The following is a 12,656-nucleotide window of genomic DNA, read 5'->3' as shown; positions in this document are numbered from 1 at the left end:
GCGGGCCGGGGCGGACCTCAGCCCGGCAGGCCCTCGCTCACGCGGCGGGAGACCTTGATGGCGTAGAGGTCGAGGATGCCGGGCGGCTCGGCGATGCCCGGGCCGCCCGCCCTGATCCACGCCGCGATGTCCGCCAGCGCGTCGTCGTCGTTGACCAGACCCAGCCAGACGGGGCGGCCGCCCGCCGCGCGCCCCTCGGGCGACGGCTGGACCACGACCACGTTCGCCTGGTCGCAGACGTCCAGGCACTCCGAAGCGCGCACCGGGGCCGCGCCGTCCAGCGCGGCCCGCAGCCGCGGGATCTGGTTCGCGTGGTCGACACCGGGCACCTTGCCCGCGTCGCCGCAGCAGCAGCCACGGCAGACCGTGACACGGCAGGAGGCGGTCTGGGCGGCGGGGCGGCGGGAACGCTTGCTGATCACCGGTCCATCGTACGGGGCGCCGTCCCCGGCCCGGCCGGCCCCGCGAGGTGGTGCTCAACTCCTCGTATCCGAGGGCGTATTGGGGTAGGACCGGTGGCATGACTGACACCGGTACCGATATGCACACCGCTGCGGGCCCCGTCGCCGCGATCCCCGGCCCCAAGGGGCTGCCGCTCCTCGGGTCGATGTTCGAGCTGCAACAGGACTCCTTGGGGGCGTTCCTGCGGGCCCGCCGCGACCACGGTGACGTGGTGCGGGTGTCGGCGGGACCGCCCGGCCTGCGCACCGTGATCCACGGCGTCTTCTCCGCGGAGGGCGTGCAGCAGGTGCTCGCCACGGAGTCGGCGAACTTCCGCAAGGACAACCCCTTCTACGAAGAGGTCCGGGCCGCCTTCGGGAACGGCCTGCTGACCAGCCAGGACGCCGACTACCTGCGGCAGCGGCGGCTGGTGCAGCCGCTCTTCACCAAGCGCAGGGTCGACGGTTACGCCGACGCGATCGCCCAGGAGGCCGCCGCGGTCGCCCAGCGCTGGGGCGGGCGGGAGAGCGTCGACCTGATCGGCGAGATGAGCCGGCTGGCCCTGCGTACGGTCGCGCGCATCCTCTTCGGCGCCGACGTGGAGGCCGCCGTCGAGGTCATCCACCGCTCCTTCCCGGTGATCAATTCCTACGCCCTGAGCCGCGCCTACGCACCGCTGAACGTGCCGCGCGAGTGGCCGACCCCCGGCAACCGCCGCGCCATGGCCGCGATCGCCGAGGTGTACGCGGTCTGCGACCGGATCATCGCCGAGCGCCGCGCGGCCCCCGACGGGCCCGTGGGTGACGACCTGCTCACCCTCCTCGCACAGGCCGGCAGCGACGAGGGCGACAGCCTCGACGCCACCGAGATCCGCGACCAGGTGCTGGTCTTCCTGCTCGCCGGCCACGAGACCACCGCGACCTCCATGGCCTTCACCCTGCACCTGCTCTCACGCCACCCGGAGGAGCAGGCGCGCGCCCGGCAGGAGGCCGTCGAGGTGCTGGGCGACCGTGCGCCCACCGCCGCCGACCTGGAGCGGCTGCCCTACCTGACGCGAGTGCTCAAGGAAGGCATGCGCCTCTACCCGGCCGCTCCGGTGGTCGGCCGCCGGGCCGTCGCGGACACCGAGATCGGCGGATACCGCATCCGGGCGGGCTCGGACGTGGTGGTCGCCCCCTGGGTCACGCACCGCAACCCGGACCTGTGGGAGGACCCGGAGCGCTTCGACCCCGAGCGGTTCACGCCGGAGCGGTCGGCCGGGCGGCACCGGTACGCCTGGTTCCCGTTCGGCGGCGGCCCGCGGGCCTGCATCGGCCAGCACTTCTCGATGCTGGAATCCGTGCTGGCGCTGGCGACACTGCTCCGCGGCTACGGGCTGGAGGCGGCGGACGACGCCGAGGTGCCGGTCGGCGCGGGCATCACGCTGCAGGCCAAGGGCCCGGCGCGGGTCCGGCTGCGGCCGCGCACGTAACGCCACGGCGACCGCCGCCCCGCCGGAGCGCACGGAAACTGCTCCCGCTAACGCAGCCAAAAAAGCGTGTGCGTTTCCGTCGCGCTCGGCGTACGGTCTTCCTCGGTCCCATTGCCGCCGATCGGAGAAGGCCGTTGCTCGTCTGAGGTCCTGAGACACCGCGCTGGTCCCAGCGCACCGTGCCCCGACCTCGGCGTGCCCTCGTGCCCACGACGGCCGACCGACCGCCCCGCGTACGCAGACAGGTACGCGGCATGCGTACGGCAGCCCCGTCACGCGTCCTCCGGCGGCAGGCCGCACACGGTTCCCCGCGCCCGCGGTGTCTCCCGCGCTGTTCCCCACCAGCCCGCGCCCGCATCCAGGAGACCCGTATGTCCTCCCCGCACGACCGCTCCGGCCACGCCGCCTCCATCGTCTGCACCGGCCTGACCTTCGCCTGGCCCGACGGCACGCCCGTCCTCGACGACTTCCAGCTCACCGTCGGCCCCGGCCGCACCGGCCTCGTCGGCCTCAACGGCGCAGGGAAATCCACCCTGCTGAAGCTCATCGCCGGTGAGCTCACCCCCACCGCCGGCAGCGCGAAGACCACCGGCGACATCGGCTACCTCCCGCAGCACCTCGCCCTGGACACCACCCTTCCCGTCGACGAGGTACTGGGCATCGCCCGCACCCGGGCCGCGCTGCACGCCATCGAGGCCGGCGACGCGAGCGAGGCCCACTTCACCGCCGTCGGGGACGACTGGGACGTCGAGGAGCGCGCCCGCGCCACCCTCGACCAGCTCGGCCTGCACGGCATCGACCTGGACCGCACCCTCGGCGAGGTCTCCGGCGGCGAGTCCGTGCTGCTGCGGCTGGCCGCCCTGCTGCTGCGCCGCCCGGACGTGCTGCTGCTCGACGAGCCCACCAACAACCTCGACCGCCGGGCCCGCGCCCGGCTGTACGAGGCGGTCGAGCGCTGGTCCGGCGTGCTGGTCGTGGTCAGCCACGACCGGGAACTGCTCGACCTGGTCGACCGGATCGCCGACCTCCGGGCCGGCGAGGTCCACTGGTACGGCGGCAACTACAGCGCGTACGAAGAAGCCCTCGCCGCCGAGCAGGAGGCCGCCGAGCGCATGGTGCGGGTCGCCGAGGCCGACGTACAGCGGCAGCGGCGCGAACTGACCGACGCCCACGTCAAACTGGCCCGCCGGGTCCGCTACGGCAACAAGATGTCCGCCAACAAGCGCGAACCCAAGATGATCATGAATGAGCGCAAGCGCCAGGCCCAGGTCTCGGCCGGCAAGCACCGCATCATGCACACCGAGAAGCTCAAGGAGGCCAGGGAACGGCTCAGCGAGGCGGCCGAGGCGGTCCGTGACGACGACACCATCCGCGTCGACCTGCCGCACACCGCCGTGCCCCCGGGCCGCGGCGTACTCACCCTCCGAAGCCTCACGACCCGCTGCGGCACCCGCGTCAACCTGGAGCTGCGCGGCCCCGAACGGCTCGCGCTCGTCGGCCCGAACGGCTCCGGCAAGACGACCCTGGTCCGCACGGTCACCGGCGAGCTCGCCCCGGCGGCGGGCGAGGCGGCGGTCCACGTACCGCACCGCTTCCTGCCCCAGCGCCTGGACGTCCTCGACGACCGGCTGACCGTCGCGGAGAACGTCGCCCGCTTCGCCCCGCAGGCCACCGCCAACCACATCCGGGCCCGGCTGGCCCGCTTCCTCTTCAAGGGCGCCCGCGCCGACCAGCCGGCCGGCACCCTCTCCGGCGGCGAACGCTTCCGCGCGACCCTCGCCGCCCTCATGCTCGCCGAGCCCGCACCGCAGCTCCTGCTGCTGGACGAACCCACCAACAACCTCGACCTGGCGTCCGTGCGCCAGCTGGTCGCCGCACTCGACGCCTACGAAGGAGCCCTGATCGTGGTCAGTCACGACGCACGATTCCTGGCCGAGGCGGGCATCACCCGCACACTGGACCTCGGGGCCCCGCCCGCCTGAGCCGGGCGCCCGGCTTTCAGAAGTGGCGCAGCAGCTCCGGGAAGGCGGCGAGCCGGAGCACCTTCCCGTCCGCCGGATCCAGCTCGCTGTGCTCCAGCACCCACGTGTGGTCGTTCGGGATGAACACCGCGTTCATCCCGGCGGCACGCGCGGGAAGGATGTCCGACTTGGGGGAGTTGCCGATCATCCAGGCCGACTCCGGCGTCAGCGCGTACTCCCGCGCCAGGTTCCGGTACGTACCGACGTCCTTCTCCGCGACGATGTGCACACCCCGGAAGTGGTGCGCCAGCGCGGAGTTGTCCACCTTCCGCCGCTGCTCCTCCGCGTCCCCCTTGGTCAGCAGCAGCAACTCGTACCGGCCGGCCAGCTCGGCGAGGGTCGCGGCCACCCCGGGGATCAGCTCCACGGTGCCGCCGTCGAACGACGCCGCCCACCCGGCGATCCGGGCCAGCTCCTCCGCGGTGGCGTCCCGGCCGTGCAGCTGCGCCAGACACTCGCCCAGGCTGCGCAGGAACACCTTGCTCCCGTACCCGTGCACCTTCGCATTGGCCGCCTCGACGGCGTCCAGAGCCATGCGCACACCGTCCCGCCCGAGCCGCAGTCCGATCTCAGGGCCGGTCATCCAGTCCAGGAACTCCTCGATGACCCGCTCGAAGATGACGTTGTTCTCCCAGAGCGTGTCATCCGCGTCGAAGATCAGAACGTTTTCCGTGCCGCTCAAGGCAGTGCCTCCCGTGCCGTACGCGTCCGCCGCTCGTCCGCCCGCGCAGGGTAGTGAGTGGTCCGGGGCGGACGCACGCGGATATCAGCGGACCGCCGGCCGGGCGAGGGGCGCACACGACCGAGGGCCGGGTGAAGAGCACACATGACCGAGGGCCGGTCGGGATTCCCGACCGGCCCTCAGCTCCGCTGTGTCCGAGGGGGGACTTGAACCCCCACGCCCGATAAAGGGCACTAGCACCTCAAGCTAGCGCGTCTGCCATTCCGCCACCCGGACAAGGTGTCTGTCGGGCGGGCCGTCTGCGCCCTTCCGACGTGGAAAACCATAGCAAACATTTGGGGGTGGTCGATCACGCGCTCGGCCGGACCGCCCCCGGCGGGCGGCGCGGCCGGGTTCCGGACCGGTGCGCGGCCACCGCCGGGCCGGTACTCCGGCGCACGGCTGTGACCAGCGTGTGTCGGGAGTATGGCGGCCTTGGGCGCGGGCCGGGGGAGAGGGAGGATGGACCGGACCCCGCCGCGGTGACCGCACGCACCGATGCGAGCCGCGGCCGTGCACATGAGGAGGCAGCGTGAGCGAGTCGAAGCCCGCAGCGGGCAGGGCGGAGCCGGTACCGGCAGTCACCGGCGAGGACGAGGTCGTCGACCTGTGCCGCGACCTGATCCGGATCGACACGAGCAACTACGGCGACCACTCGGGCCCGGGGGAACGGGCCGCCGCCGAGTACGTCGCCGAGAAGCTGGCCGAGGTCGGCCTGGAGCCACAGATCCTCGAATCCCACAAGGGACGGGCCTCCACGGTCGCCAGGATCGCGGGCGAGGACCCCTCGCGCCCCGCGCTGCTGATCCACGGCCACACCGACGTCGTACCGGCCAACGCCGCCGACTGGACGCACCACCCCTTCTCCGGCGAGATCGCCGACGGGTGCGTCTGGGGCCGCGGCGCCGTCGACATGAAGGACATGGACGCGATGACGCTGGCGGTCGTCCGCGACCGGCTGCGTTCCGGACGCAAGCCGCCGCGCGACATCGTGCTGGCGTTCCTGGCGGACGAGGAGGCGGGCGGCGTGTACGGGGCGCGCTACCTCGTCGACAAGCACCCGCACCTCTTCGAGGGCGTGACCGAGGCCATCGGTGAGGTCGGCGGCTTCTCCTTCACCGTGAACGAGAACCTGCGGCTCTACCTCGTCGAGACGGCCCAGAAGGGCATGCACTGGATGCGGCTGACCGTGGACGGCACGGCCGGGCACGGCTCCATGACCAACAACGACAACGCGATCACCGAGCTGTGCGAGGCGGTCGGACGGCTGGGCCGGCACAAGTTCCCGGTACGGGTGACCAAGACCGTACGGTCCTTCCTCGACGAGCTGTCGGACGCTCTGGGGACCGAGCTGGACCCCGAGAACATGGACGAGACGCTCGCCAAGCTCGGCGGCATCGCGAAGATCATCGGCGCGACGCTGCAGAACACCGCGGCGCCGACCCAGCTGGGCGCCGGCTACAAGGTCAACGTCATCCCCGGCCAGGCCACGGCGCACGTCGACGGCCGCTTCCTGCCCGGCCTGGAGGAGGAGTTCCTGGCGGACCTGGACCGGATCCTCGGGCCGCGGGTCAAGCGCGAGGACGTGCACGCGGACAAGGCGGTGGAGACCGACTTCGACGGCGCGCTGGTGGACGCCATGCAGTCCGCGCTGAAGGCCGAGGACCCGATCGCGCGCGCCGTGCCGTACATGCTCTCCGGCGGTACGGACGCCAAGTCCTTCGACGACCTGGGCATCCGCTGCTTCGGCTTCGCGCCGCTGAAGCTGCCGCCGGAGCTGGACTTCGCGGGCATGTTCCACGGCGTGGACGAGCGCGTCCCCGTGGACGGTCTCAAGTTCGGCACGCGGGTCCTGGACCGGTTCATCGAGCAGAGCTGAGGAACCGAGCGGAGGTGAGGACCGAGCAGAGCTGAGGAGGTGGGTGTACGGGGGCTGACGCCGGGTCCACCACAAGCGTCAAGCGGGGTCAGTCTTTCGTGAGCACTTAACTGAAAAGAGTGAATGCAACCATAGGCTCGTAGCTTCAATACTCCACCCTCGTTACAAGGAATGCGGCCCGAAGTTTGCGGCCGCATTGCCTACGAGGAGGAACAATGATCAAGAAGGTCGTCGCTGCTGCGGCTGCTGCTGGTGGTCTCGTGCTCGCCGGTGCGGGTCTGGCCGTTGCCGACTCGGGCGCGCAGGGTGCTGCCGTCCACTCGCCGGGTGTCCTCTCCGGCAACGTCGTTCAGGTGCCGGTGCACGTTCCGGTGAACGCCTGCGGCAACACGATCTCCGTGATCGGGCTGCTGAACCCCGCTTTCGGCAACAACTGCGTCAACAAGTGACGTTGAGCATCACCCCCAGGGGGAGTGATCCCGGTCGGCTCCGCAGCGCGTGCCATGCGCTCCGGGGCCGACCGGCGTTCGGCGGACGGACACCCACGACCGTCCGCCGCGGGGGACGGGAACCCACGCTCCGCCCCCCTTCGGAAAGCGAAAAGGGGAAGGGACGACCTATGCGTAAGGTCGCGAGAAAAAGCCTGATCACCGTCGTGGCCGCGGGCGGCGCACTCGCCGTTTCAGGGGGTTACGCGCACGCGGATTCGGGCACGAGCGGCGCGGCCGCTCATTCACCGGGGGTGCTGTCGGGAAATGCGGTCCAGGTTCCGGTGGACGTTCCGGTCAACGTCTGCGGCAACACCGTGAACGTCGCCGGCCTCCTCAACCCGGCGGCGGGAAACAGCTGCGGGAACGGCTCCGGCGGCGGACAGCACGGCGGCCACGGCTCGGGCCCCGCCGCCGAGGCCGAGGGGGGCACGCACGACTCCCCGGGCGTCGGCTCGGGCAACAGCGTCCAGGTGTCCGTGAACGTACCGGTCAACATCTGCGGCAACAGCGTGACCGTCATCGGCGGGCTCAACCCCGTCACGGGCAACGACTGCGGCAACGACGCACCCACGAAGCCGCCGTCCGGCCCGGAGAAGCCGGAACATCCGGAACAGCCGGAACAGCCGGAACAGCCGGGGCCGTCCCAGCCGCCGGACGATGGCACCCAGCCGCCGGGTGACGACCACCAGCCGCCCGGTGACGACACACCGCCCCCGCCGCAGGAGCCGGACCATCCCGGGCAGCCGGAGAACCCTGACCAGCCGGAGAACCCTGACCAGCCGGGGAATCCTGACCAGCCGGGGGACCCTGGGCAACCGGGGGAGCCCGGAGAGCCGGCGTACCCGGGCGGTGGCGAAGGCCGGGACACCCACCCGCAGACGCCGCCGCGCTCACACCAGGAGATCGTCACCACGCCCGCCACCCACCCCCGGCCCGCCGGACGCCGGCAGCTGGCGGAGACGGGCCAGGGCCCGGCCGGCGCACTGCTCCCCACCGGCGCGGCGCTGCTCGGCGCGGGCGTGATCCTGTACCGCAAGGCCCGGACGACGGGCGGAGTGCGGGGCTAGGAGAGGGGCGAGGCCGGGAAGGGGAGCGGCGCTTCCGTGCCGCGTGTGCCGTAAGGCCACGAGGCTGGCGAGGACCGTCATCCGTGCTGCCGCCGCGGGCCCGCAAGGGGCGCTTACGGCGATTATCAGCCGCCGCGCGTGCGGAACTGGCCTTTTTCGGCGGGACGGCAGACGGATCGTTCGCTCGCTGCTCAACCCCTCGGAGTGGAGCGAATCGGGAGGAACTCCCACACCGTCGGGTGATGCCCCGCCGCCGGAGAATCGGGGGCGGGGCAGATTCCGGCGCCCGCCCGGCACGGCGGCGGGGCGTCACACGAGCCGGTACGGGCCCATGTCACCAGGTCGCGCGAATCTGGCGGATGATCCGGCGGCGCAGCCGCACCTTGCGGCTGCCGTCGGGATTGAGGCGGAGGCGGTCCAACTCCCAGTGTCCGTACTCGGCGTGGTCGGTCAGCAGGCGTGTGGCGGCCTTACGGGAGACTCCCCGCGGCACATACACATCGCAGAATTCATATTCCGGCATCGCATCTATTGTGCGGGACCGGCCCGGGTACGGATAGCGTCTGCACTATGTCTGATGCTGCGCAGCCCTCCGCTGCCGAGGTACGTGCCGCCGCCGAGGCGGTCAAAGCCGCGCTGGACCGTCACCTCGACGCGGTCGAACGCCGCTCGGGTGAGGACGATGCCGCCGTCTACGCCGCGTTCGATGAACTGGCCGCGGCGGCCGAGGCGTACGACGAGCTGCTCTACGACACCTACGACGAGGTCACGCCCTTCGAGATCCCCGGCAGCGACGGGCTGCCCGCGTACGCGGGGCCCGAGGAGCCGAGCGCGCTCAGCGTGCTGATCCGCCGGGACTACACCGTCGTGGAACCGCAGCGGCTGCTGTCGCAGGCGCAGCGCATCGCCGACCTCGACCCCGGCTCGGCCACGGAGCCGGGTGCCGCGCAGAGCCCGTCGAGGCCGGGCGGGAACACGGCGTCCGCCGTCGTCGGCAGCAGCGTGCACGCGGCGCTCGGTGTGCTCTTCGGGGAGTACGAGCCGGACGAGATCGCCTCCCGGCACAAGGAGTTCGGCCTGGAGGAGGGCGATTCCACGCTGTGGGTCGCGGCGGCGGAGGAACCCCCGGAGCCGGGCGAGTGGCTCGCGGCCCCCTTCGAACAGGCCGACCCGCAGCGCGTCGTCTGCCGCTTCGACGTCAGCTCGGTCTTCGACGAGGAACTGGGCTTCGAGGACGACGACTCCGACGAGGACATTCCCGACGGGGACGAACCTGATGAGGGCGAACTCGACGCGGACGAACCCGATGGGGGCGAACTCGACGCGGACGAACCCGATGGGGGCGAACTCGACGCGGACGAACCCGACGCGGACGTCTCCGGCACCGGAGCGGCAGCCGGTGGTGGCCGCGGCGGAGACGGCGGAGGCCGCCCGGCCAACGGCTACCGAGGCGGCGATTCCGCACTGAGGCCGGTGGACCGGGAACGCTGAACCGGGCTTTCGGACGGGGCGCTGAGGCCGGGCAGCCGGAGCGATCGGGAGCGCCGGCCCCTGGCACCGCCGGGGTCGTGTGCCGGGCTGGTGGTGGGCCGCCTGCCGGACGGCAGGCGACCCACCACCGTGGTCACGCCGGGGCCGTCTCCCACTGGGTGTGCTGGAGCTGGAGCAGGGTGCGCAGCCGGGTGGTGCGTTCCTTGGCGGGGATCTCGGCCACCGCGCGGGGGAGTGCCTGGTCCGCGCCCTGGACCACGGACAGGTGCCGCTCGCCGCGCCCGAAGGCGGTGTAGACCCAGGAGCGGGTCAGCCCGGGCGCCGCGTCACCCGGCACCACCACCACGGCCGCAGGCCAGCGCATGCCCGCTGCCTGGTGCGCGGTGAGCGCCCAGCCGTGGCGCAGCGCCCCGCCCGCCACCTGGTCGCGGGGTACGACCACGGGAGCGCCGCCGCAGTCCAGCCGCAGGCCCTCCGCGTCCGCGCCGGTGACCTGGCCAGGAACCGTACGGCCGGGGGCGGGGCTGTACGCCACGCGGTCACCGGGATCGAAGCCGCCGAACCGGCCGGGGCCGGGGTTGAGGCGCTCCTTGAGCGCCGCGTTGAGCGCCCGGGTGCCCGCGGCGCCGCCGTGTCCCACCGTGATGACCTGGGTCTCCGCCGTCGGCACGCCGATCGCGCGCGGTACGGAGTCGGCGACCAGCTGGACCGTACGGTGCACCGCCTCGCCGGCGTCCCGCACCGGGACGATCACGACCTCCTTCTCCGGCGCCTCGACCTGGGTCAGCTCACCGATGCCGATGCCGGAGACCAGCTCGCCGATGGGCCCGAAGTCGGGCGTACGGGAGGCGACCTGCGGGCAGCAGCGGGCGGCGAGCAGGTCCGCGAAGAGGCGGCCCGGGCCGGCGGACCACAGCACACCGGGGTCGCCGCTCAGGACGAGACGGGTGCCGTCGGCCAGCGACTCGATGAGCAGGGCCGCGGTCTCCAGGTCGAGCTGCGGCGCGTCCAGGACGACGAGCAGGTCCAGGGCGAGCGAGCCGTCCGCGTCCCGGCCGGGACCCTCGCGGCCGGCGAGCAGCCCGCCGAGCGTGACGGCGGCGGGGCCGGGCCGGGCGTCGGCCGCTGTGGAGGCGGTCGCGGACGCGGGGACGCCGGAGGCCGCGTAGTGGGCCGTGGCTTCCGTGACGAGGTCGGCGAGCCGGCGGCGGCCGTCCGCGGTGTGGGTGGCGCCGACGGCCCGCAGGCCCAGCGCGCGGGCCGCGGCGATCAGTGCGGCGGGCTCGGCGCGGGCGGCTTCGCCGCCGGTGTGCGCGACCAGGCCGCTGTGCGTGGCGGCCCGGATGAGGGCCCCGGCGGACGACGACGGCGCGACGGCCGCGGCGGCCTCCCAGCGGGCGGCCGACACCCGTACGGGGCGCGGCGCGACGTCCTCGGCGGACACCGCGTCCGCGGGCGAGCCGTGGAAGGTGCCCGCGGTCGCGGGGGAGTCCGCACCCGGCCCCGGCTCCGCCGACGCGTCGGGCTCCTCCGATGCGTCCGGCTCCGCCGACGCACCTGCTGGGGCGTCAGCACCGGTGGACTCCTCGGTACCGGCTGATTCGGCGTCGGCTGACTCCTCGGTACCGGCGGGCCCGTCGGCGTCGGCTGACTCGTCGGCGTCGGGTGCCGTGCCGGTACCGACCTCTGAGGCCGCGTCGGCGGACGTGTCCGCACCGGCCCCGGCGCCCGCGCCGGCTCCCGTGTCCGTACCGGTCTCCGCATCCGTACCGGCACCCGTGTCCCCGCCGGTCGGTGCGTCCGGGGCGGGGCGCTGGGGCTGTGGGGCCGCTTCCGCGGGGGCTTCGGCCGATGCGTCGGCCGTCGCGTCCTCGTCCGTCTCCGGGACCGGTTCGAAGGTGTTGAGCAGGCGGGAGAGGCCGTCCGCGACGCTCTCCTCGGCCATGGCGAAGCGGTCGAGGCCGAAGAGCAGCCGGACGGGCTGCTCCTCGTCGTCCTCGGCGCCCGCCGGGCGCGGCGGCGCCGACGGGTCGTCCAGGGCGTCCTGGAAGACCAGCACCTCGCCCTCGGCGATCGCCGTCTGCAGGGCCTCGTCCGGGTCCGGGACGGCCCGCGCGGCCAGCGCGGAGCGCAGGGCGCCCGCCTCCAGGGCGGAGTGCCCCGCCAGCGCGGCCTGCTCCAGGAGCCAGCCGATCAGGGCCTGGGCGCGGCGTTCGTCGCCGGGGCCGCACTCGGGGCCGAGCAGGGCGCGGGCGAAGGTGTCGGCCTGCTCGGGCTTCACGCCCGCCACGGCCAGGAGCCGCCACGGGTCCTCGCGGAGCGTCGCGCCGGCCTGCTCGCCGAGCGCTCGTACGGCCTTCTCGGCCAGCGCCTCAGGGGCGCCGCCCGCGGCGAGCACCTGGCGTACGCCATCGGTACCGGGCGCGATCGGCCCACTCGGCGCCTGCCGCGCCGGGCCCCCTGGCACACCGGCCCCCTGCGGCCCGCCACCGGGCCCGTGCGCGCTGGCGCCACCGGGCCCGTGCGCGCCACCGGGGCCGCCCGGTCCTGCCGGCCCACCGCCCGGACCCGCTGTTCCCGGGCCTCCCGGGCCTCCCGGACCACCGGGGCCGCTCACTCCAGGCCCGCCCGCTCCCGGACCGGCGTCCGGCCCAGCGGCGTATCCGGAGGGCGCCGGCCCGCCGTGCGTACCGAAACCGCCTCCTGGCGCGGCACCGGGCGCCCCCGCCCGGCCTCCGCCGGAACCCTGGCCACCTTGGTCACCCGGGCCACCCCCGGCCCCTTGGCCACCGGGGTCGTACCCACCGTGACCGCCCGAGCCACCAGGACCACCCGCGCCCGCCGGGCCCCCGGCCGCCGGAGAGCCGGAACCAGAGCCGGAACCCGGGCCCCCCGGAGCCGGCCTCCGCTGCCCGCCCGGGCCCGCCTGCGAGCCCGGCCCCGTCGGCGACGCCGGGCCCGGACCGCGCTGGGGCTCGTTGAAGAACGAGGCCGCGGAGCGTTCGCCGCTCTCGACGGCCCGCACCGCGGCGGCCAGCGCGGCTGCCGTCGCCTTGCCGCCGCCCGCACCCGAG

At 73.7% G+C, this 12,656-nt stretch carries 10 protein-coding genes and 1 tRNA gene; 6 read left to right on the top strand and 5 right to left on the bottom strand.

Annotation, left to right across the window (positions count from 1 at the left end; all coding sequences use genetic code 11):
• Positions 1-17 precede the first annotated feature (17 nt).
• Entirely contained in the window at positions 18-419 is a 402-nt protein-coding gene (locus AAC944_RS08750) for a hypothetical protein (protein WP_030622842.1), read from the bottom strand.
• A 101-nt stretch (positions 420-520) separates the two neighbouring features.
• Here AAC944_RS08750 and AAC944_RS08745 point away from each other — a divergent pair, with 101 nt between their 5' ends.
• The gene (locus AAC944_RS08745; protein WP_368397036.1) at positions 521-1,912 is read left to right on the top strand and encodes a cytochrome P450; all 1,392 of its coding nucleotides are present in this window, start codon (positions 521-523) and stop codon (positions 1,910-1,912) included.
• Positions 1,913-2,283: 371 nt separating this feature from the next.
• A complete protein-coding gene (locus AAC944_RS08740) occupies positions 2,284-3,894 on the top strand; it encodes an ABC-F family ATP-binding cassette domain-containing protein (protein ID WP_030622840.1) in 1,611 nt (536 codons plus the stop codon).
• A 16-nt stretch (positions 3,895-3,910) separates the two neighbouring features.
• On the opposite strand, the gene AAC944_RS08735 is transcribed toward AAC944_RS08740, so the two are convergent.
• Together AAC944_RS08735 and AAC944_RS08730 are read right to left on the bottom strand one after the other, a co-directional pair.
• Positions 3,911-4,615 (bottom strand): HAD family hydrolase, encoded by a 705-nt coding sequence (locus AAC944_RS08735; RefSeq protein WP_030622839.1) that lies wholly within the window; start codon positions 4,613-4,615, stop codon positions 3,911-3,913.
• Between the two features lie 191 nt (positions 4,616-4,806).
• Positions 4,807-4,891: transfer RNA gene (locus AAC944_RS08730), tRNA-Leu, on the bottom strand.
• 295 nt (positions 4,892-5,186) lie between these two features.
• On the opposite strand from AAC944_RS08730, the gene AAC944_RS08725 reads away from it, so the two are divergent.
• The 3 genes from AAC944_RS08725 (at position 5,187) to AAC944_RS08715 (ending at position 8,091) form a co-directional block, all read left to right on the top strand.
• Positions 5,187-6,533 (top strand): M20/M25/M40 family metallo-hydrolase, encoded by a 1,347-nt coding sequence (locus AAC944_RS08725; protein ID WP_030622838.1) that lies wholly within the window; start codon positions 5,187-5,189, stop codon positions 6,531-6,533.
• 215 nt (positions 6,534-6,748) lie between these two features.
• Complete coding sequence (chpH, locus tag AAC944_RS08720) at positions 6,749-6,982, top strand: chaplin ChpH (protein WP_030622837.1); 234 nt, start codon at positions 6,749-6,751, stop codon at positions 6,980-6,982.
• Between the two features lie 170 nt (positions 6,983-7,152).
• Positions 7,153-8,091, top strand: coding sequence for a chaplin family protein (locus AAC944_RS08715; protein WP_030622836.1), 939 nt, complete (start codon positions 7,153-7,155; stop codon positions 8,089-8,091).
• 334 nt (positions 8,092-8,425) lie between these two features.
• Here the strand turns inward: AAC944_RS08715 and AAC944_RS08710 are convergent, their stop codons facing one another.
• On the bottom strand, positions 8,426-8,614 hold the full coding sequence (locus AAC944_RS08710) for a DUF5703 family protein (RefSeq protein WP_030252120.1): 189 nt from the start codon (positions 8,612-8,614) through the stop codon (positions 8,426-8,428).
• Between the two features lie 47 nt (positions 8,615-8,661).
• On the opposite strand from AAC944_RS08710, the gene AAC944_RS08705 reads away from it, so the two are divergent.
• A complete protein-coding gene (locus tag AAC944_RS08705; RefSeq protein ID WP_368397034.1) occupies positions 8,662-9,582 on the top strand; it encodes a hypothetical protein in 921 nt (306 codons plus the stop codon).
• A gap of 133 nt (positions 9,583-9,715) precedes the next feature.
• On the opposite strand, the gene AAC944_RS08700 is transcribed toward AAC944_RS08705, so the two are convergent.
• Complete coding sequence (locus AAC944_RS08700; protein ID WP_368397032.1) at positions 9,716-12,049, bottom strand: helix-hairpin-helix domain-containing protein; 2,334 nt, start codon at positions 12,047-12,049, stop codon at positions 9,716-9,718.
• Positions 12,050-12,656 lie beyond the last annotated feature (607 nt).

Source organism: Streptomyces sclerotialus (assembly GCF_040907265.1).
GTDB classification, from domain to species: domain Bacteria; phylum Actinomycetota; class Actinomycetes; order Streptomycetales; family Streptomycetaceae; genus Streptomyces; species Streptomyces sclerotialus.
Note: the sequence above shows the minus strand (reverse complement) of the source record. Positions and strands in the feature narration are given on the sequence as shown.

Excerpts from the sequence above, each read along its gene's own strand:
- AAC944_RS08715 (WP_030622836.1), top strand. The coding sequence starts at position 7,153 with ATGCGTAAGGTCGCGAGAAAAAGCCTGATCACCGTCGTGGCCGCGGGC.
- chpH (WP_030622837.1), top strand. The coding sequence starts at position 6,749 with ATGATCAAGAAGGTCGTCGCTGCTGCGGCTGCTGCTGGTGGTCTCGTG.
- AAC944_RS08705 (WP_368397034.1), top strand. The coding sequence starts at position 8,662 with ATGTCTGATGCTGCGCAGCCCTCCGCTGCCGAGGTACGTGCCGCCGCC.
- AAC944_RS08745 (WP_368397036.1), top strand. The coding sequence starts at position 521 with ATGACTGACACCGGTACCGATATGCACACCGCTGCGGGCCCCGTCGCC.
- AAC944_RS08740 (WP_030622840.1), top strand. The coding sequence starts at position 2,284 with ATGTCCTCCCCGCACGACCGCTCCGGCCACGCCGCCTCCATCGTCTGC.
- AAC944_RS08710 (WP_030252120.1), bottom strand. The coding sequence starts at position 8,614 with ATGCCGGAATATGAATTCTGCGATGTGTATGTGCCGCGGGGAGTCTCC.